Origin of the sequence: Treponema primitia (genome assembly GCF_046533075.1) — a bacterium.
In the GTDB taxonomy this organism is placed as follows: Bacteria; Spirochaetota; Spirochaetia; order Treponematales; family Breznakiellaceae; genus Termitinema; species Termitinema primitia_B.
This window is the reverse complement of the sequence record NZ_JAJQRB010000071.1, coordinates 1-20,763: the sequence shown is the minus strand read 5'-3', so window position 1 is coordinate 20,763 and position 20,763 is coordinate 1. Positions and strand designations below refer to the sequence as shown.

The following is a 20,763-nucleotide window of genomic DNA, read 5'->3' as shown; positions in this document are numbered from 1 at the left end:
TTATAGTATAATAATAAAATGAAAAGGATGATTCTGTCCTTTTTTCTTTTCTCAATGCTTTGTTCCTTCCCCATTGCGGCGCAGGATAATAAACCGATCATTCGGTTCATACCTTTTGTTATAGAAGGTTTAGGCCAGGAAGAAGCGCAGTTTATTTCAACCCTAATACAGTCCTATGTAACCGACATTGGCGATATGGTGCAGGTGTACGAAGCGGAAGACGCAACCTATTCCCTATCGGCGCAGGAAACTTCGTTGCAAACGGATATGGGTCCGGGGCCGGATTTTATCCTCTCCGGAAGTATTACCGTTGATCAGGAAACCCGGATCCTGTCTTTGAAAATAATCAAAAACCTAACCGGAGAAACGGTTTACCATACTTCCATATATAAAACTACCACGGATTTAACCTTAAAAGTACGTTCTCTGGTGGAAGCTGCCTTTTCCATGGGATTTGACGGAATGTTTCATGAAGAAGTATCCCAGGAAATTCTCACGGAATCGCGTATCCTGGGTACTTGGCGGGGTGATGCCGGGGTTGAGCTTATTCGCCTCCAACGGGGCGGGACCGGTTTAGCCATCCTTTCTTCCGGCGTACAGATGAATTTGACTTATAGCATTGAGAATAACAGCCTAAGGATTACCCAGACCTCTCCTAATTCGGAATGGTTTTATCATCCCATGCCCTTTGATGTGGCCAGTATACTTAAGGCCCGTGCAGAACCCTGGCGGTATGAGCTTTTTCTCTATGATAACGGTACGGTTTTACGGGGCTTAAAAACATTCACCGGCGTGCGGTACGAGGCTAACAGGGTTGTAGAGTTATTTCCCGGCTCTATCCAGGAAGCGGAATGGACAAAATCCCGTTAGCGGTAGTTACGCCAGCGTATACGGCGTTCCCGCATAAATTCGGAAATACTTAACAAAACAAGCACCCCAATCCCGGCGCAGAAAGCGAGGAACCAGAGTATCCTTTCGGGAATATAACCCGGGGAACGGGGGATCGTAATCTGTCCGGCGGTGGTCCGTTGCTTTTTAGCCCCCCCAAGACCCACGATCCGGACAAAATTTTCATTCTGGGCGCCATAACCAAGCTCCCTGGCGTAGATCATGATGGTATCCGAATCGTATGTCAGGGAATTCAAGGTACCCGCAAGTTCCTGATTAAGATTCTGTAGGGCTTCGATATTTGTCCGTTGTTTTTCCCGCTCCGCTGAAAGCTGTTTAAACGCGTGGGTCCCCGTGGGGCCTACAAAAAAGGCGGAAACCGTATACACGGCGAGGGTCGTCCAGACTGCTATGAGGTATTTCAAGAAACGCATCGTACATATTAACGGCTGTTTTTCCTTATTCTTGAGGGTACTCCGTGGAGGTTTTTCAAATATCCATTGACAACGGAAAAAACCACAGATAAGCTCAATATATAGTATGTATTGACGATAATTGATACTATACGTGTAATCTTAGTGGGAGAGGCCAATGGCAACAAAAAAAAATCCTTCAATATACGACGATCGTAGTACAATCGGGTCCTCAGATGAACTTGATGAGTACGGCGTTTGGGTAAAACTGGAACCCCATGATCTCGGTGAAAGCCAAGACCTTGGCGGTGGATTCCTTTCCGACGTGGGAAGTGTTTCCGGCCCGGTTTCCGACGATTTATCATTTGAAGACTTTAACGATTCCGACGAAAATCCCATCGATGAAGACCTCAACTTTGATGATGTGGAGGCGGTACGGAACGATATCCAATCCCCCCCGGTACAGGAGCTCCCAAAGGAGACAGGCAAGGGCGATACGGCGGATGTTTCCACCCAAATATTGATGAAAATCGCCGATGAACTGGCTTCAATAAAAGGCGAATTATCCAGCCTTAAAAGCGAACTTTCGATAATCCGCAGCGAAAGGCCGGACCAAAATGCCGGTGAGGATGAAGCTGAAGGGGCCGGGTTCTTTGATGAAGAGGATGATGACAAAATCGCCCTAACCGGGGATGAGCTTAACAATATTATTCATACCGCCGATTTTACCGAGGAGACCGGATCGGACGCCGGTGAAGGCCTTAACGATGAATTCATCCCCCTGGACAATACGGCAGTGGAAAGCTTGGAGAACAACGAGACCGGAGAAGAACTCCTCTACGATGGTCTGGGCAGGCCTCTGAACCGGACATCCGAAGATATTATTCCTGCGCAGGAAACTTCGCTGCAAGTTCCGGAAGAACCGGCTGCTGCGAAAATTGAGGAAGATGCTTCCCCTGGAGAGATCCTCTACGATGGTTTGGGCCGGCCCCTGAACCGTACATTATCGGATAGTGAAGACATTGATATATCCCTTGACGCGCATGATACCGAAGCTTTAAAGACCCTCAGGGAAAACGGAGTGGAACCCATGACTCCTCCCCCGGATGATATAAGCTACCTTGAGGATGATCCCCTGGCGGAAGAGCAAATCGATCTGTCCGATGCGATCATCGATGAGCCGGATCTCAGCGAAGGTATCAAAGAGACTCCTCTGGAAGAACCTTCCCTGGACAACCTTTCACTGATCGATCTGGACAATATGGATGATACGGATGTACCCAAGCTTGACGAAAATCTTTTCGAGGATGTTTCTTTTGATGATTTTTCAAGCGAAAGCGAATCGATTGACCTTTCGACCGATGAGACCGCTGCGGAAAGCGATTCCGGGGACTCCGAATTTACCGAAGTATCCTTTGATGATCCCCTGGCTGTTACGGATACCGCCGATGAAATATCGCTTGATATTTCCAATGAGGATCTTAACTTTGAGATGCTCACCGAAGATGCGGAGCTTCCCATCCAGGAAAATATCCAGGATAATGTTATTACCGATGATTCTTTTGAATCCATATCCCTGGATGATGATGGGGAAGACCCTACTGAGACTGAGGTAGACGAAAATCTGGAACAAGCTCTGCCCGATGGTATGCAAATCGTACTGGACCTTCCGGAGCTTGAATTGCCCATCGATGAAATCGATGAACTCTGTAAAGATTTGGAGCCCGATGATAAAAATTTTGACGACCCCGGCTCCGCAGATACTGCGGACGCCGGGGAACTGAATATAGATTTTCCGGACGATTTTTCTATAGAAATCCCAACAGAACCGGACTCAGGTTTGGGGATTCCTTCCACGATTAAAGTGGAACTAAAAAACGTACTCGTCTATATGGACAAATTGCTGGAATCCCTTCCCGAAGAAAAGATTGAAGAGTTTGCCAAATCCGAATATTTTGATACCTACAAAAAACTATTTGCGGAATTGGGCATAAGCTAATGGGTCTTTTAAACAAAGCATCAATCAAAGAATCTTCTCGGGAATTAAATGAAGCCGGAAAAGCCCTGCGGGATAGAATTTTACGGCTGGGATCAAAAAAATCATCCGCCTATACCGCACTTAGTCTTTTAAAAGGTTACGGTTCCTTTAAAATCGGCGCCTGCCTGGAATTGAAAGAAGATACCTATGAAAGCTATGCTTCCGTAGGATTATGGGTTAACAAGCTTTGTTTACCCAAAGATGGTTTAGCCGGAAAAGAACAGTCATATTTTAAAATTCCAAATCCTGAATCCTATGCCTTTAAATTTTTCATAGCCGGTATGAATCTCTGGATATTTGCCCTGGATAATTTAAAACCCTTTCGTTACCTGCTTTTTATAGTAGAAGAAAGCGGTTCCAGTTTTAATCCGGAAACAATAGCTTTACTTATTTCTGAAACCAGTGAAGTGTTTTTCCCAATAAAAAATCAAATAGAACCGGCGCCCGAAGGATTTGATCTGGAAGTACCGGAAGATATTATTACCCGGAAAGAAGGGGGCCCACAGGGTGAAATTCCGGTAGAATCTTCACCTTCCGTTTCAGAAACTGTCCAAACAGTTGAACCGAAAGAAACCCTGGAAGGGGTACGCACAAAAATTACCGGATATCATCAAACTAACGTTGATTTTCAAGGTATACTTCTTGAGACGCAGACGGTGGCGCCGAAAGGCAGTAATGGTTCCTTTGCAGAACGTGTCTTGGCCATGACCAGTGCATTCGGCCCACCGGTAATTCTTTCCTCAAAACGGGTACTTGTCCTGCTCCCACCGTCTCTTGACCGGGAAATTGTTGCCCACCGGCTTTCCATGAGTCTTGGCGCAGAAGTTCTGGTTTGTTTTAAAACGGATATTCCGGATAAAGCACTGGAGCTGATCCAGCCCTACCTATAGTATGCTTGAACGGCTTGTTTCTACAGGGAGTGGTTTCCCTACGGTCCATGTCGGAGACCTGACCCTGCATTCCCGGTACAATCCCCCCTTAGAGGCAGAAAAATATATCAATTCTCTTAACTTTCGTGAGGGAGTTCGTTTTTTTATCCTCCTGGAGCCCGGTTTGGGATATACAACACAGGCGCTGCGAAAAAAATTCCCGCATACGGTTATCCTAAACATCCATGTTTCCGATTTTTTTCTCCGCCCGGAAATCAGTTCCGATAGTGTTGCCGATGGGGTATGGAGTCCCGGTTCCGGTGAGACCCTGTTACATTTTTTGGAAAACCATTTACCGGATACGGAAGCTGCGGCGGTTGCCATAGTTGAATGGCGGCCCGCCCAGGCGGCTTTTGGTGAAGTCTACCTTAAAATTTTTGCGGAGATCGTGGAATATATAAAAAGGGCAGATGCTAATAAGCGAACCATGGATAATTTTGGAAAAAGATGGTTTAAGAATGCATTTAAAAATATCCGGCTCTTAAAAAAATCTCTCCGCTATCACCCCTTTTTTTCTCCGATAGTAATCACCGGTGCAGGACCGAGCCTGGAGGAGACCATCCCAATTTTAACCGAACAGAAAAAGTATTCCTCTATATTTATCCTGGCTGTCTCATCTTCCGTTCCTGCGCTACTGTCCGCAGGCTTGCAGCCCGACCTGATACTCACCACCGATGGTGGAAACTGGGCTCTGCTGCATCTTTACGAGACGCTCAGGTCCAAGCAGAAAAAAGCCCCGGCCTTTGCTGCGGCGATAACAGCCGCCCTTCCCTCCCAGTTCGCTGAGCTGCCCTGGCTTCCCATAAGCGACGGGTCCCTCTGGCAGAATCTTATGCTGCACAGTAGGGGTCTTCCTTTTGCTGCACTTCCCCAGCGGGGAACCGTTACCGCCACTGCCCTGGACTTGGCTTTTAAGCTCTCCCAAGGACCGGTATATATAACCGGAATAGACCTTGGCCACCGGGATATCAAAACCCATGCCAGACCTTACAGCTTTGATCGGCTCCTTATGGGAAGGGAATCCCGGTTCAATCCGGCATACTCTCAAGCCTTTATGCGCGCTTCCTCTATCACAGCCTCCGGCAGTCATGGCATCTACACCCAATGGTTTGCCCGTCAAATGGCTGCCTATCCGGATCGTCTTTTTTCCCTGGGAAATAACAGCTCTGTTTTTACGGAACGTACTACCGGTATTTTGCATCCGGCGACAGGACCTGTAAAAGAAACCGCCGCAACTTGCAATGCCGACGTTAGCCGGAGAATTCCCCGCGAAGAAACAGTAATACCAAATGAAAAATCATCCACAGAAACGGTTTCAGCAGCGTTACTACGGGCACTGGAATCCGGTAAAACCAGGGAGATTCTTCTGCAGGAACTGGGTCCCCTGCTTTTCCCCGGTTCTTCCCCGGTATCTGCCGAAGCGGTTAGGGAGGAAATATATACCGTCTGCGGGGTGGATCATGGATAAAAGTTTTTTCTTTGAGCGTAATCTATTAGCTCTCTCCAGGTTTGATCCATCCCTCTGTTCCCGTCTTTCCGGAGCGGAAACCACCCGGGGCAAGTATAGGTTTATCGATTCCCGTTCCGGAGAATCCATTCCCGCTTTGGTGGATTCTTCCGGCGCCGCCCATCCTCTTCATTCTCTGGTTGATCCGCAAAAGGAAGGGAAACGCCTGGTTTCCACCCTTGGCAAGGAAGGGTTTCTTATCATCTTTGGCCTTGGCGGGGCTTTTCATGTAAAAGCAGCCCTTGAACGGCCCGAAACCGAGGAAGTTACGGTTATTGATTTTGATATCCACGGCGTAGCGGAACTTTTAAGTTCCCAGGAATATATTAGTATCTTTAACGATCCCCGGTTCCGTTTGCTGGTTGATCCTTCATGGAAAGCCCTGGAAAAACATATCCTGGACCGGTATAAGCCCGGTATCTGCGGCGGCTTCGCATTACTGCCCCTGCGTACCAGGGCCGACTTTGGACGCCCGCTGTTTACCGAGGCCGGAGAAGTGATTAAGGCCGCTATTGAAACGGTGTCTGCGGATTATTCTGTTCAGGCCCATTTTGGGAAACGCTGGTTTTCTAATATCATCCGCAATTTGTCCTTGGCGGAACAGAGTACCCCTGCCCTCCCCCCGATCCACAGCGCCGCCATATGTGCCGCAGGCCCAAGTCTCGATTCACAGATACCTTTACTACTGAAAATGAAAGAACGCCCATTCATTATTGCTGCGGATACTTCTCTGCCCAGCCTGCTCAGCGCCGGCCTGGAACCGGATGCGGTAGTTTCCATCGATTGCCAACATATCAGCTACTACCACTTTATGACGGGACTTCCTGAACATACTCTGCTCTTTCTCGATCTGGCCAGCCCTCCCCTGGTGGCATCCCGTTCTACCCGGCCTTATTTTTTCTCGGGCGGCCATCCCTTAACACGTTATTTGTCACGTTACTGGCGGCCAATTCCGGAACTGGATACTTCCGGAGCAAATGTCAGTTATGCAGCCCTGTCTCTGGCGGAATATCTTGGCGCCCGAAGTATTGAGTTATACGGCGCCGATTTCTCCTATCCCCTGGGGATCACCTATGCCCGTGGAAGCTATATCCGTACACTTTTTGAAAACCGTCAAAATCGCTGCGCCTCCCTGGAGAGCCTTCATGCGGCTTTTCTTTATAGAACTCCCCTTTCCAAGCAGATCCCGGAAAATAAATCCTGGTATTATGAAACAAAAGCCCTAACCATGTACCGGCGGCGACTTGAGGACAGGGTTCATAACATTACTGCTAAGGTATACGCCGCTCCGGGGATGGGGGCACTGATTAGCTTTAAACCCGATCCGGAGAAAAGGGTCACCGGAGAAATTGGCGGGGTATACCGACTTTTTTCAGCCGGAAAAGCAACTATGGGCGCTCAGGAATTTCTTTCCCGTTACCGAGAGGGTATATCCGCCCTGCCTGTCATACAAGGGCCGGTACAAAACTATCTGGCGGACCTTACTCAAGAAGAAAACATTATCTTTACTACTTTGCTTCCCACCGCAGCGGCATTAAAACGAAGGGCAGCGGATCTGAATACCCCGGCAGTTTTTAATGCAGTAAAGGAATACTGCATTGAGGAACTAAATAAGGTTGTTGGTTTACCCCGTCATATATAAAGCGGACTAAGCGCTTTAAGGTACTTGTTATACTCCGTATATGCGGTGTTGTATGCAGCGACAGTTTTACTATCCGGCTTGATACTTTCACTTTCCTGAATTTCTATATGTTCATCCGTAAGGGCCGCAATATCCGCAGGATTTCCATCTTTTTTCAACAAGCACCAAAGCGCCTGGATTGCACCGCCCATGGCGGCGGATTCCGCATTTGCGGGACGTTTTACGGGGATGTTCAGAATATCCGCCGCCATCTGACGCCAGAGGGGGCTTTTGCTCCCCCCGCCGGTGATTCTGATTTCACGGGCCTTAAAGCCAAGCCCCACAAAAGCCTCCAGACCGCCGCGCATCCCAAAAATAGCCGATTCCATCGCGGCCCGGGCTATGTTTTCCCTGGTAAAGTTAACCGCGCTAATACCGGAAATACTCGCCCGGCCATTGGGAAGGTTCGGGGTACGTTCGCCGTTAAAGAAGGGGAGAAACACTATGCCGTCGGCGCCGGGTTTTGATTTTTCCGCCAGTGCGTCGAATTCTTTGACCTCCAGGTTAAATATACGGCGGGCTTCTTCGGTGGCCACGGTACAGTTCATCGTACACAAAAGCGGAAGATAGCCGCCGGTGGATGAATTAAAGCCCGAAAGCCCGTTTTTTGGATCAGACAGGGGCGTTTCAGAATAACCGTAAAGGGTTCCCGAGGTGCCCAGGCTCATGGAGAGAACCCCGTCCCGAACCGTGCCGGTACCGATGGCGCTCATCATATTGTCCCCGCCCCCGGAAGAAACGGGGATCCCCGCAGGAATCCCAAAACGCTTGGCCGCCGCATCATGGACGAAGCCGTTAGGCTCATCCGAATTGATAAGGGGGGGCAGCAAACCAAGGAGCTTTTCGTCAATTATGGCGCATATCTTCTTTGACCAGGAACGGGTTTTTCCGTTAAAAATCGCCATACCCGAGGCGTCCCCGTATTCGGCTTTGTATTCACCGGTAAAGCGGTAATTCAAATAATCGTGGGGAAGCATAATGTAACGCAGCCGGGCAAAGGCCTCCGGTTTATGCCGTTTAAGCCAAAGTATTTTTGGGGCGGTAAACCCGGGCAGCATGAGGTTACAAACCTCCGCTATAACCGCATCATCCCCCCCGGCTGCCTGGGTGATTAGCCGGCATTCTTCGGCGGTGGAAGTATCATTCCAAAGCTTTACGTTGTAAAGAGCCTTGCCCTCCGCATCCAGGGGCACAAAACCGTGTTGATGTCCCGAAATACCTATAGCGGCAATACTGTTTTTGTCTTCCGGTGAAAAGGCGGAAAAACATTTTTCCAGCGCCGCATCAAACCATTCCGTTTTTTGTTCCCGGGTCCCGTCACTTTCCGCAATAAGTTCCACCGGCTCCGCTCTTGAAGCGATAATACGATGGGCCTTCCAGTCGTACAGAACCACCTTGATACTTTGGGTACCCATGTCGATACCGGCTACAGTCCTTGTCATCCTAATTCCTCCGTTAAGGGCGTATACATAAAACACTTAAAATCAGCATATCATGCTGTTTGCCGTTCTCCTACCCTTTTACCGCGCCTGCCATCATACCTTTTACCAGTTTATCCTGACCGAATACATAAAGCAAAATAACCGGTAAGGATGATAAAATCAGCAGCGCCATAATAAGCGGGATGTTCATTGTGTATTGTCCCTGGTAGTCCCATATTGCGAGGGGTAGAGTACGCGCATTGGCCGTTTGAGTAAGCGTCATGGCAAATACAAATTCGTTCCAGATAATCACACCGTTATAAATGGCCAGCGTAGCCAAGCCCGGTTTTGAAAGCGGTAATATCACGCTAAAGAAGATCTTAAACTTATCACATCCGTCAATCTCTGCAGCCTCTTCCATTTCCTTTGAGATACCCTTCATAAAACCGGTTAGAATGAATACCGAAATAGGCAGATTAAACGCTACATTAGGCCCAATCAACGCAAATATACTATCGTAAATTCCCGTACGTATCGACATGGTGAATACCGGAATTAGGGTGATATAAATTGGAATGGACATCGCCGCTACGATAATACCGTAAAGGGGCCGGTTTAATTTAAACTTCATACGCGAAAGCGGGTACGCGGCACAGGCGCTTATAAAGAGGAGCAGCATCAAGGATATGGCCAGTACCAATACACTATTAAAAAGGTACTTTAAAAAATCGCCATGCAGTACCGTTATAAAATTAGAAAGATTAAAACGATCCGGTAATTGAAAAAGGTTGCCGGTTAAGAATTCACCCTGGCTTTTCATCGAAATAAGGATAAGGTAATAAAACGGACCGCCGGCGATTAGAAGCCACACAATGCCAAAAACGATGGCGAGTATCCAGAATAGAGATACATGTTTTTTATTGATTTTTTCTGTATCCCTTTCCATCTTACACCTCTGTCTGTTTATTGAGCGCCGAAACAACGATTAACGCCGTGGCGGTGATCAATATAAACATACCGCAGGCAACCGTTGCCCCGTATCCCATATTAAATTTAACAAAGGAGGTTTTGTACATATACGTTGCCATGAGCTCGGTAGATGTCCCCGGACCGCCGCCGGTCATAACAAATATTAAATCGAAGTATTTTAACGCACCAATAATCGAAATGGTAGCGCCGCTGATAATCGTAGGTTTAAGCATGGGCAGAGCAATTTTCCAAAAATACTGTCCCATGGAAGCGCCGTCTATCGAGGCGGCTTCATATAACTCCATCGGGATCATTCCGTAGGCAGCAATATACAATACCATGTAAAACGGGATATACTGCCAACAAACCACACCAATAACGGTAAAAAGCGCCACTTTTGGGTTGCCCAACAGATCTACGCCGCCTCCGCCAAAAGCCTTGGCTATTGAAGCTAAAAGTCCGTAATTTGCGTCTAAGGCGAATTTAAATAATACACCGATAGCCACCGATGAAATAAGGTAGGGCAAAAACCAAATCACTTTAAATATCAATCCCTTCTTACCAATACGGTCAAGAAAGGTTGCCAACCCTAGGGCGAATGGTACCTGAAACACCAGGGATAAAAACATGATGATAATATTATTTCTAAACGCAAACCAAAATGTTTTATCCTGTACCAGCCGCACCCAATTGGCAAGGCCGACAAACGCAGCCCGCGCACGGGGTGTTCTGCCGTTCCACTCAACCGTACTGGTAATAAATGAATCAATAATCGGATATACAATATAGATAAGCATGATAAGAATCGTCGGAGCTAAAAATACTGCCGCAGCAATCCTAACTTCCTGCTGCCGCTTGTCTCGCAATGAATTCGTTGTCATGGCATTACTTCTTTAAGTACGCTTTCTGTGCTTTCTCAAGCTCTTCTGCGGCTTGTAAGGATGTTTTGGTTCCACCGAAAATTTCCTGTGAAGTGGTTTTATGTACCTCGGAAACTTCGGGGGAAAGGCTCTGATCGTACCAAAATTGAATATCCGGCGCCATCTCAAGTTGATTCAACAGCTCCTGGGAGAGCGCATCGGGAACGTGTACATTTTTAAGCGGAGGGGTATGTCCGGCAGCAATCCGCGCGGACACGGCATCATCATCAAGCAAGTGGGAGATCAACTCAAACGCCTTTTCGGGGTATTTGCCGGAAGCAGCTACATGATAAAAGTTATCCCCCACAGTACCGATGAGAGTACGTGCATCACCCACGCCGGTCTCATCTTTTGGAAAGTTAAAGAGGCCAAGTTTGCTATAGAATTCAGGACTTTCGCTTAATGCCTGCCCGAGGAACCAACTACCCATGATGAGCATGGCTGCGTCGCCTTTGTAGAGTATCTGCCGCGCCTGACCGGAATCTTCGTCTAAGCCGTTAAATCCCGTATTGAAGTAACCTTTTTTTACCCATTCCTGAATCTTATCCCCCGCCCAGACAAAAGCAGGATCAGTAAAGCTGCCATCGCCTGAGAGCGCCGCTTTAAAGGGCGCCGTACCGCCATGACGGGTGGCAAGGAACATAAAGTACATTGAACCTGTCCACTGGGTTTTGTTGGCAAGGCTAAAGGGTGAGATCCCATTTTTTAGAAAGGTATCTGCCACCTTTTCTAAATCAGCAACGGTTGCGGGCACATTAAGACCATATTTGGAAAAAAGCTCCTTGTTGTAATAAACCATGCAAATTGCGACGTTTTCCACCGGAACACCCCAGATTTTACCCTGGTATGTGGCTTGGGCGATACCGGCGTCGAGATACTTATCCTTATAATTATTGGCATTCATGTAGGGGGTCAGATCGACAATCGTACCATCCCGTGCGTATTCTTCCATCGGGCCTCCGGACCACGAGAGGAACACATCGGGCATCTTGTTCGATGACATCGCCACAGCTAATTTTTGTTTGAACGAATCGTTGGCAATCGAACTAATCCGCACCTCGAAATCGGGGTTTGCCGCCGTAAAGCGATCCGCTGAAGCCTGAATAATTGCCGGCATGGGGTCGGCTGTCTGGATATGCCAGAGCTCCAACACCTTTTTTCCGCTATCCTTTTTAGCACAGCCGATAAAGGCCATGCTAACCACAAAAAGTATAAAAATGCAGTTTATCCCGATCTTCTTCATAGAAACTCCTTGAATAATATCTTTACCACACCCTAATGCGATTTGCCCCGTTCTTTAGCGCCGCAATAGGACCGATGATAGTTCCATTTCGGCGCACTTCATCAAGCAAATCTGTATCCACCACGAGCTCGCTGCCGTCAGGGTTCTCGAAATTAGCATCGGCGATCCGAACCCGGCCTAAGATACCGGTATCAATAATCTTACCATTTATTTTATCAATAGACACCGGGAGTTCGATGGATAACAATACCTGCGCACCCTCTTCTATAATACTCACCTTTGGATCAAATCCCGGGTCAACCACAGGGTTCTCTTCCCGGTTATATGCCTTTGCGGCGCCCAGGTAAGCATTGTCATTTATGTATACATATTGCTTACCTTCCTCTAAAAACGCTTCAAAGTCACCGACGCCGCGATCTTTAATCCGCTTTAGGTACTCCTCTATCGACGCGGTCTGACCGTCATACTGCGCGGTACCTGTCCTGTCGGCTCCGGCCGCGCCTACGAAGATATTGTTGTACCAACGATCATCTCCGCTTAATACCACCGTGTAACCCTTCACCAAAGTGCTGTGCGGCAGGTGATAGGGTGTTGCCCTGTCAAGCACATCATAATACTGCATGTCGCCGCATATAAGATTGTTTATAAACGCGCTTCCCTGTGCGGCATTTGTAATGAAATCCTTCGATGCGAATATATTGTTATCGGCGAGAAATGGTCCGTGCGAAACCTCGACAAACAGGTCGCGATTATTGTTGTAATAGATATTCCGGCTCACCCGGGCGCCCTGGTTCTGCCAATCCAGCCAGGTACCCAGGGAGCAATTATGGATACGGTTATGCCTGATCTGAACATCAATGGCGGCATGGAGCTTGATGCCCGCAATTTCGTGTCCGTAGTATTCTCTTTTAGTAGAAATGTTGTAGATATGATTGTCATAGATCTCTGAAAAAACGCAACCCAAATGCCCAACTATGGCATTTTGCCCGCAGTCATAAATCGTATTATTCCTGATAATATGCGAACCGATATGTTCCTTGCTCCAACCCTTGGCAAGTGCTGAAAACACCGCTTCAAGCTGATAATTATATCCTGCCTTGTCGCCCCGTCTTGTATACTGATTGTGCCCGGTGGTAATCTCTTTGCCGATGCTGATTGCGCTGCACTTCGCGTCGTGGATACTATTGTTTTCTATGATCCAACCCTTTGCCCAGTTTGGTCCGATAAGCCCCGGTTGATCCGCCGTCGGCGGAGCCCAGGGAGTAGCCGCCTGAGCCAGCTCAAAACCGGATACGGTCACATAATCTATACCGGTAATTTCAGGGTAGAAGCAGGACCTGCGGACATTGATTTCAACAAGCTCCTTATTGGGGTCATGGGATTGAAAATTGGCAAATATGGTGGTGGTGGATTCATTTACTTCGGCGTACCAGACATACTGTGTCTGCTCAGGATTGATAATAGGGGTCATCTTTTTGGTCCAGTCATCCAGAATTTCCGTACGTAGCGCAGGGGCAGCCAAATCTTCATATTTTACAACTTCGTAAAAAGACATCCCGTTAAGATACACGTCGCCGAGGTGCTTCTCATGCCCATGCACGACCCATTCACCGATAATGTTTGCGGCAAAGGGATTGTAACTGCCAAAGAACCCGTTATCCAGGGTCTTTTTCCAGACAGCTCCCTGTACTTTTTCCCAGCCGGTCACCGCCTCCGACCCCTTTATAACAACCTTTTCCCCGGGAGCGGCCTTAAACACCACACGCCGCGTATTACTGATGCCGGTGTTTTTGGGGCGCACCCACTCCCGGTATACACCCCCATGTACGATGACGGTATCACCGGCTGCTGCGAGCCCTGCCGCTTTATTGATAGCCAAAAATGGCGATTCTGCCGTTCCTGTGTTATGGTCGGAACCTGTTTTTGCGACATGGTAAACCTTGTTCATATACGTACCCTCATATTAGTTTCTCCCAATTGTTATTATAAGGGTATACAAAAAACACTGCTCGCCAATTATTGTCGAGTTTACCTCAAAAATTGCTATTATTGACCTGATGGGCCCGGTTTTTTGTTGTTTCAACTCCGGCACTGGCCTCATACCGGTACTGGGAGGGGTTTTTCCCCGTATAGGTCTTAAAAACGCGGTTAAAAGTTTTAAGGCTTGAAAATCCGCTTTGGTAGGCAATATCCGTAACGGAGGTATCGGTTTTTACAAGATACTCCACCGCATGGCTGATCCGTACCATGGAAAGATAGGAATGGAAACTATGTCCGGTTTGCCCTTTTAAGAACCGGGTAAAATGGAATTTACTTAAGGCAGCCTCACCGGCGGCATCATCCAGGGTAATATTCGGCTTATCAAAATTTTTAAAAATAAATGATAATATTTGTTCCAGGCGCTCATTCACATATTTAGTGTTCTTGTTTCTATTGGGTTTAATAAACTGTTCGGAGGGCATTTCCCGGAGAAACATCAGGGCAAACTCATAAAGCTTCGATTTGATGGAGAGGCGAAATCCGGCGTCCCTCCGGTTATATTCCCCGAACATATCCATAATAAGAGACACCGCTTTTTTATAGAGGATTCCATCTTTTTTTGCGCTCAGCAGGGGCTTCCGCGCAAATACCGGTTCCCCGTGAACACCGTCCTGCAGCTCAAAACCGCTTTCGTTAAATATTTTAGATTCAAATTGGAAAATTCGAACCGATGTACCGGGACTTGAGGGAAAAAACCCATGCAATACGCTATCGTTTATGGTAATTATATCCCCCTCCGAAACTTCGTAGGTTTCACCGGCCAAGGACGCGTAGGTTTTCCCCTTTAACACATACAGTATTTCATGGTATTCATGCCAATGCAAGGGAAAGGTAAAAAGGGGCATCATGCTGTCCCAGGAACGATAGGGGAAGGAATAGGCAAAGGACTCCTTTTCTTGCCAGGGTTTCTGTTCAGATTTTGTATGTACGCCCATTCCTTCCCCCTTCATCTCCAACAAAAAGCTCCGTAACCCACAAAGGAGTCCGGAACTTCTCCAACATGGGGGTTTACATCGGCGCTGGTTCCATAGGCAAGGAGTTCGGCCTCTGCGCCGGAGCCCTGAGCTTCAGCTTTGACAAAGCCCAGGGCTCCCAGAACGGCCCCGGCAGAACACGCGGAACGGTCTTTCTCTGCCCGGTCCAAAATTACCCGGGGATCGCCGGATTTAACTGCGGCGATAAAATTGGCATCGTTTACATCCCGAACCCAGGCAAGGGCTTTTTTACCCCCGCCATGGGGACTGTATCCGTAGTTGTCTCCATAATGGGTCAGATCTGTAGAACCCAGAACTACCAGCTTCCGGCCGATTTTTTCGGCTATCCGGGCGATTTCCCTGCCCGCTTCAAAGGAATTTTCATCCGCCGGGAGCCGGAGCCAGAGTAATTTTGCCGCCGGGAAAAAATAATGAACCATGGGAAGCTGTACCTCAACGGTATTATCCGTATATCGGTCGGGCAGACAGCCCAGAGACTGACCCAAAGCAAGACGAAATTCCTTATCCACAGGCATCTCCCCAAAAGGAGTCTCCATAGCGTCCTCCTCGGCCATAAGGGGAGACATTCCGCCCGGAATATGGCCGCCTATTACAACCACCGTATCCGCATCCCGTTTCAGTGACAGAAACACCCTGGCCGCAATGGCGCCAGAATAACGCCAACCCGCATGGGGAGCTACCGCAGCCGATGCGGTCCCATCATCCCGGTTTTCCTGAAGGATTTTCGCCAAAAACCGGGAAACCCCTTCGGATGTTTGGGGATACCAGCCTGGAGGAAGGCATGTTTTTCGTAAACTCATACAAGTATTTTAAAACATTATAGCAAAAAATTCAAAAAGCGATTATACTACTTTCATGCGAATAAAAGTTACGTCAATTATTGCTGTAATAAGTATCGTATTGTACGCTGCAGCCATCGGTACCGGCGGTATACGGATACTTAAGGGTATTAATGAACGCCGGAGTATCGCTCAAAGGGAATTCTATGATCTGGCGGATATTGCCTCCTCTGCGGGAGTACTCGGATTCATGGAAGAACCCTTTAAGGATGCAGTTCGGGATGCCGTTATGGGTTCAAAAACCATCCAGGGGATCATCGTTACCGGACCCTTTGGGGCTGAATTTACCTTTGAACGGGAAAATAACGGTATCATTGGCTGGGAGGGAGAAACTCCCCGGTTCCAACGCCGTTTTGGGATCTCCCGGGATCCCCTTTTCTCCCCCCTCCGGGTTGACGGACTGCGGAATGCAACCATCACCGCAGTATCCAATGATATTGATTACCCTGCCTTTTCACTTGTGTTAAAACAGTCCCTTTTAATGGTTTTAGCGGCCATCCTTCTGTCCGCCGTGGCTCTGCTGATCTCTTCTCTTACAAATAAGAAAGCAGGACCCTTGGTTTCGGATAAAATGCAGAAAACCTATCCTTCCACAGAAAAGAAACGCCCACCCCTGAGCCGTAGCAATGCGGCCGAGGAATCCCATACCAGGGAAAAGTTGGCCTCGAAGTTACGCAGCTGTTCCGCCGCTGAACAGGATCTGACCTTAATTCTCATGGAATTAAGTCTTACCGCCGGATTTGGTGTCGATGATGATTCCGTTATCTACCGAAGATTTACCGACCAGGCGTTGAATTTTTTCACTCACCAAGACCTAATCTTTGAACGGGGAGAGAGGGGCATAACCGTAATCCTTCCCGACAGCAGTCTTGACGAGAGCTTTGCTAAGGCCAAGCAGTTTCACAACCAGTTGTTAACCGGCTTTCCGGAGATATTTCCCCACAAGGGGGATCTCCGTATCGGCATCAGTGCCCGTTCAGGACGGCTGCTTGAGGCGGATCGGCTTCTTCTTGAGGCTTCCAAAGCCCTGGAAAAAACCCGACTGGAATCGGAATCTCCGATTATTGCATTTAAGAGCGATCCCGAAAAATACCAGGCCTTTATAAAAAATCATGGGAAAAAATGACCGGAAGAGAACGGTAACATTCCATAAGATAGGGAATACCCGTAACTTTGGTACACTCTTCCGTAAGGGACATGATATCTTTACGGCGGATAATAGAAAGGTTGAAACGCCGGGCCCCGGCCATGAGCTGCTGGAGACCGACTTTAAGTTTGTCCGCATAGCTGTAGATACCGATGGCGCCCAAGGGTATCTTATCAATTTCTTCTGAACCGACAATACTCTTTACCTTTTCGTAGTTAACGAAGATCTCTTCCAGGCTGTTTCCGTAATCGGATACTGTCTTAGGAAGGTTCCCATCCTTGATCCATAAAGCGATATTTTTTCCCACCATACCGGGGATCATAAGCGCACGGCCCATACACACCGCCTTTACATAGGGGCTCCCTAAGGCCAGGGCCTTAAAGACACCGTCTTCGGAGCTGAAACCACCCGCACCGTACCCTGAGTGGTACCGGGAACAGAGACCGCTTGAGGGTACTACATTGGTTGATCGGTTAACCGACCGTGTAGCGTCATTACCGTTAGGACGTTGTAAATTCATACTTTGCCTCCATGTAAAAAATATGCTTATTGTAAGGAATAATTTTACCATGTTTTTAAAAAAAACAAGAAAAATCTCAATTTTTTTGACAAATGGCATATAAACGTTTGTATTACCGTTGCAAGAACTTTTTCAGAAAATTCGTAATTCGAAGTTATTTTTTGTTTTTATTCTTCTTCGTAGGAATTGGAGTTACTTTTTCTATTTCTTTTACTATTGTTGATAATAATTCACTATTCTCAACGTCAACTATATAATGCTCCTTTGCCCCATTATACGGAAAACCTTTTTCTGCATTTTCAAAATATGGTTTTACACAATCAAGTATTTTTACATATGCTGTATCATCACATATTAAAACTACTGGTTTTTGATTTGCATAAATTAAATACTCACCAAACATTTTCTTATGAGTTATTATTCCCACATTTTTAATTTGATCTATAACAAAATTTACGAAATTAATATCGCTTGCCATTTTATGCTTCCTCTGAAAAAGTTAAAATATATCTATGTTTAATCGGCCAGGATTTTACCGTTTATGGACAGGGTAATCACCCTCCTTAGTTTTGCCTTGCCGTCAATAATGCGGATAGCGCCCTCATGACAGGCTTCAGCGCATAGACCGCGGCCGTTACACTTTTCGCGGTTCATACGCCGGCACGCTTTTTTTGTCGTTATTGTACACCTCATCGAATCCCGTAAAGCCTACTTCCAGAAATAGCCCTTACTCTTTATCTGTTTGCTTATAATTTACCATAATATTCGTATCGTATCATCATTTCTTTGGTTTGTCTATCTTTTTTCTCTGTTGTTATGCGAAATCTCATTAAAAGTACACCTTGGTTAGGTGAAGCTTGTCTTGCTTTTATATTGATTATTTATTTTATATTCTTTATCTATGTAATTTACTCACCATTTCTAAGGAAAGAAAACCCGGAAACTTATCCGAGTTATCTCTCAGGACCCGGTTCTCTCTTTCCAGATAGGCCTCCTCATGGATACCCTGGAACAGCATGAAGCCACTTTCGACAAGCTCGAAGACCGGATTAAAATAGACGCTGCTCCCTTTATCCACGAGATTGACATCCTGACCAGTATGTCCGGGATCAGCGTGATGACCGCCATCGCCATTGTTGCGGACATCATGAAATGACCTAGGTGAACGGAACCCTGGAAGGCCGAAGGCCCGGAACGCATACAGACCTGTTGTTATGTGCAGTTGGGCCGTTTTTTATATTAACTTTATTCCAAGTACAAATAGTATACTATTTGCAACCTGGAGGATTCGAATAAGGTCAAACGCTTTGAAACCTTCGAGCTTGATCAGGAGGACCTTCCCCCAGTTAGGAATTTGGTGCCTGGCACAACATCGTAAAATTAAGATGAATAACGAACCGCAAAGGCGCAAAAGTCGAAGAAGGAAGGGGAAAAGAGAACGGATTCCTTAAATACTTCTTCGCTTCCTTCAACTTTGCGGTTAAAAATCCTTAAATTGCCGGGTAGAACCGGGCGTACTACATTATTTTATATATTTTCCAATATTTTTATCCCATATATAATTATTCCATGCCAAATCCGTATACTCTTCATCAATTATCTCAAGAATTTTGAAACCATTCTCAATATATTCTACTGACGGAAACGGATTCTCGAAATTGATGAATACAGGTACTAAACACAATTCTTCCAATTTATTTTCTTCAATATTAAAACCATAAACAAGAAATACATAGCCTATATGCTGATATTGTGAATACAATAGAATTTCATTAACTCCATCTTTATTAAAATCACCTACTGAAACATCTCCATATTCCAATATTTCTCCATCCAGTTTTTCCATTAATATTTTATGGTTTTCAAATGGAACCAATTGTCCGCAATAATAATGTTTTGTGATTTCTTGTTCTTTATCAAAGGAATACAAATAGTATATGTATCCTTTAGGATTAAACCAGCTCACCAAGAATGTTAATAAACCTGGAATTACATTGTCTATTTGTATAATTGAAGATATATTCATAAGGTCGGTTATTTTCATTGAAATATCATTAAATCCATAATAATTATCTTCGTATTTAATTATTTCATTTTTATAATATTCTAACGGATGCATCATTTCGACTTTATGTATATTTTGTTGAGAAAATGTATGAAAATAATTATTTTCTACTATATTTTCTGGATTAATATTAGCGCCATTATTTCTATTACTGCATGAAAGCAAAATAATAATAAATGATAATAATTTTATAATCTTAATTAAGTTCATTATTACCTTTATACATTATTTTTGAAAATTGTTCAATATCCACGGTGTATTTTTTTAATTTTACAATCAATTTAGCCCGTATTTCGCATAATGTCCTACTGTGCGATGTGCCCTTTGTTTTTTACCTATTTATTCTTCACTGGTATTCTTATTACTGTTTTCATTTTTGCTTCTTCTACTTTTCTTGGATCTGATAAATATATTTCGTGATGTCTTCTTTTGTTATTTATGTCTTTTATTAAATTATTGTCTTCAATGAATTTTTCAATTAATTTGAGTGTTTTTGATTCTTCATCAAAAGATCCAATATGCATACATTGGACACATAATCCTTCGTTTATTTTTAATAATTTTGCTTTTGTTGTATCTATTTTTTTCTTTTTTCCTGCTTCTTCACAAGCCCATTTAAATACGCCTTTAGTTACATATTCAGGTAAGCGTATTATAGAAATCCAATTATATTCGGATTTATTTTTCATTTCTGTTTCAATATCTGACCACCAAAACCCTTCAAGAGGTGGTACAACATAATCAAAATATCCATCTGGGGCATAAGTTCCTTTTTTACTCATCTTAATCGTATATTGTATTCCATACAATGTTTCTATAGCATTTTTATATTCACCATTGGGGTCATCGGGGTTGCCTTTTCCAATAATGGATACATAAATCATTTCAGGAATTTTAATTAATGTAGGTTCTGTTTTGGGTAAATAAAGTTCTTTATATTCTTTTTTAAAATCTAATGTATTTGCCATCTTAAACTCCTTTTTATATTTTACTAAATAATTTCCCCTTTTGTCAATGAATATTATGTTTTATTTTTGTATATTACAATAACGAATAACAACCAGTTTCCGTCGGACCTTTGGTCCGCTGACGATGAAAAACTGGCCCGGATGCTCAAGCTCCAATTTCTCGGCGGAGAGCAGCTCATC

Annotated in this window: 20 protein-coding genes; 7 read left to right on the top strand and 13 right to left on the bottom strand. The window is 45.6% G+C overall.

All coding sequences use genetic code 11. From position 1 onward, the window contains the following. The first annotated feature begins 18 nt into the window (after positions 1 to 18). Positions 19 to 870, top strand: a complete 852-nt coding sequence (locus LQZ19_RS15010; RefSeq protein ID WP_411048495.1) for a TP0183 family DNA metabolism protein — start codon at positions 19 to 21, stop codon at positions 868 to 870. Here the strand turns inward: LQZ19_RS15010 and LQZ19_RS15005 are convergent. Then, on the bottom strand, positions 867 to 1,322 hold the full coding sequence (locus LQZ19_RS15005) for a septum formation initiator family protein (protein WP_411048494.1): 456 nt from the start codon (positions 1,320 to 1,322) through the stop codon (positions 867 to 869). The genes LQZ19_RS15010 and LQZ19_RS15005 overlap by 4 nt on opposite strands. 157 nt (positions 1,323 to 1,479) lie before the next feature. On the opposite strand from LQZ19_RS15005, the gene LQZ19_RS15000 reads away from it, so the two are divergent. The 4 genes from LQZ19_RS15000 to LQZ19_RS14985 are packed head-to-tail and all read left to right on the top strand — an operon-like array spanning position 1,480 to position 7,417. Continuing rightward, positions 1,480 to 3,300 carry a hypothetical protein gene (locus LQZ19_RS15000; RefSeq protein ID WP_411048493.1) on the top strand — a complete coding sequence of 607 codons (1,821 nt, stop codon included), beginning with the start codon at positions 1,480 to 1,482 and terminating at the stop codon, positions 3,298 to 3,300. Next, positions 3,300 to 4,229 carry a hypothetical protein gene (locus LQZ19_RS14995; RefSeq protein WP_411048492.1) on the top strand — a complete coding sequence of 310 codons (930 nt, stop codon included), beginning with the start codon at positions 3,300 to 3,302 and terminating at the stop codon, positions 4,227 to 4,229. The genes LQZ19_RS15000 and LQZ19_RS14995 overlap by 1 nt, the downstream gene beginning before the upstream one ends. Before the next feature lies 1 nt (position 4,230). After that, positions 4,231 to 5,736 (top strand): 6-hydroxymethylpterin diphosphokinase MptE-like protein, encoded by a 1,506-nt coding sequence (locus tag LQZ19_RS14990; RefSeq protein ID WP_411048491.1) that lies wholly within the window; start codon positions 4,231 to 4,233, stop codon positions 5,734 to 5,736. Continuing rightward, a complete protein-coding gene (locus tag LQZ19_RS14985) occupies positions 5,729 to 7,417 on the top strand; it encodes a motility associated factor glycosyltransferase family protein (protein WP_411048490.1) in 1,689 nt (562 codons plus the stop codon). The genes LQZ19_RS14990 and LQZ19_RS14985 overlap by 8 nt, the downstream gene beginning before the upstream one ends. On the opposite strand, the gene xylB is transcribed toward LQZ19_RS14985, so the two are convergent. The 7 genes from xylB to amrB all read right to left on the bottom strand — a co-directional run bounded on the left by xylB (position 7,408) and on the right by amrB (position 15,844). Further along, complete coding sequence (xylB, locus tag LQZ19_RS14980; RefSeq protein WP_411048489.1) at positions 7,408 to 8,898, bottom strand: xylulokinase; 1,491 nt, start codon at positions 8,896 to 8,898, stop codon at positions 7,408 to 7,410. The genes LQZ19_RS14985 and xylB overlap by 10 nt on opposite strands. A gap of 70 nt (positions 8,899 to 8,968) precedes the next feature. Beyond that, positions 8,969 to 9,823 carry a carbohydrate ABC transporter permease gene (locus tag LQZ19_RS14975; RefSeq protein ID WP_411048488.1) on the bottom strand — a complete coding sequence of 285 codons (855 nt, stop codon included), beginning with the start codon at positions 9,821 to 9,823 and terminating at the stop codon, positions 8,969 to 8,971. A 1-nt stretch (position 9,824) separates the two neighbouring features. After that, on the bottom strand, positions 9,825 to 10,727 hold the full coding sequence (locus LQZ19_RS14970) for a carbohydrate ABC transporter permease (RefSeq protein WP_411048487.1): 903 nt from the start codon (positions 10,725 to 10,727) through the stop codon (positions 9,825 to 9,827). Positions 10,728 to 10,731: 4 nt separating this feature from the next. After that, positions 10,732 to 12,009, bottom strand: coding sequence for an extracellular solute-binding protein (locus tag LQZ19_RS14965; protein WP_411048486.1), 1,278 nt, complete (start codon positions 12,007 to 12,009; stop codon positions 10,732 to 10,734). A 22-nt stretch (positions 12,010 to 12,031) separates the two neighbouring features. Beyond that, positions 12,032 to 13,957, bottom strand: coding sequence for a right-handed parallel beta-helix repeat-containing protein (locus LQZ19_RS14960; protein ID WP_411048485.1), 1,926 nt, complete (start codon positions 13,955 to 13,957; stop codon positions 12,032 to 12,034). A gap of 85 nt (positions 13,958 to 14,042) precedes the next feature. Further along, positions 14,043 to 14,984, bottom strand: coding sequence for an AraC family transcriptional regulator (locus LQZ19_RS14955; RefSeq protein WP_411048484.1), 942 nt, complete (start codon positions 14,982 to 14,984; stop codon positions 14,043 to 14,045). A gap of 11 nt (positions 14,985 to 14,995) precedes the next feature. Then, a complete protein-coding gene (gene amrB, locus LQZ19_RS14950; RefSeq protein ID WP_411048483.1) occupies positions 14,996 to 15,844 on the bottom strand; it encodes an AmmeMemoRadiSam system protein B in 849 nt (282 codons plus the stop codon). Between the two features lie 55 nt (positions 15,845 to 15,899). Between amrB and LQZ19_RS14945 the strand changes: the two genes are divergently transcribed. Next, positions 15,900 to 17,009, top strand: coding sequence for a hypothetical protein (locus LQZ19_RS14945; protein WP_411048482.1), 1,110 nt, complete (start codon positions 15,900 to 15,902; stop codon positions 17,007 to 17,009). Here the strand turns inward: LQZ19_RS14945 and LQZ19_RS14940 are convergent. The 3 genes from LQZ19_RS14940 to LQZ19_RS14930 form a co-directional block, all read right to left on the bottom strand. Beyond that, positions 16,984 to 17,550 carry a beta/alpha barrel domain-containing protein gene (locus LQZ19_RS14940; RefSeq protein ID WP_411048481.1) on the bottom strand — a complete coding sequence of 189 codons (567 nt, stop codon included), beginning with the start codon at positions 17,548 to 17,550 and terminating at the stop codon, positions 16,984 to 16,986. The two genes, LQZ19_RS14945 and LQZ19_RS14940, sit on opposite strands and share 26 nt — an antisense overlap. Before the next feature lie 154 nt (positions 17,551 to 17,704). Then, complete coding sequence (locus LQZ19_RS14935; RefSeq protein WP_411048480.1) at positions 17,705 to 18,028, bottom strand: TfoX/Sxy family protein; 324 nt, start codon at positions 18,026 to 18,028, stop codon at positions 17,705 to 17,707. A gap of 38 nt (positions 18,029 to 18,066) precedes the next feature. Then, positions 18,067 to 18,204 carry a hypothetical protein gene (locus LQZ19_RS14930; RefSeq protein ID WP_411048478.1) on the bottom strand — a complete coding sequence of 46 codons (138 nt, stop codon included), beginning with the start codon at positions 18,202 to 18,204 and terminating at the stop codon, positions 18,067 to 18,069. A gap of 343 nt (positions 18,205 to 18,547) precedes the next feature. Here LQZ19_RS14930 and LQZ19_RS14925 point away from each other — a divergent pair, with 343 nt between their 5' ends. Continuing rightward, positions 18,548 to 18,706, top strand: a complete 159-nt coding sequence (locus LQZ19_RS14925; RefSeq protein WP_411048477.1) for a hypothetical protein — start codon at positions 18,548 to 18,550, stop codon at positions 18,704 to 18,706. 366 nt (positions 18,707 to 19,072) lie between these two features. Here the strand turns inward: LQZ19_RS14925 and LQZ19_RS14920 are convergent, their stop codons facing one another. Further along, positions 19,073 to 19,825: a hypothetical protein gene (locus tag LQZ19_RS14920; protein ID WP_411048476.1), complete on the bottom strand. Its 753-nt coding sequence runs from the start codon at positions 19,823 to 19,825 to the stop codon at positions 19,073 to 19,075. Between the two features lie 125 nt (positions 19,826 to 19,950). Beyond that, entirely contained in the window at positions 19,951 to 20,583 is a 633-nt protein-coding gene (locus LQZ19_RS14915; protein ID WP_411048475.1) for a GyrI-like domain-containing protein, read from the bottom strand. Between the last annotated feature and the right edge of the window lie 180 nt (positions 20,584 to 20,763).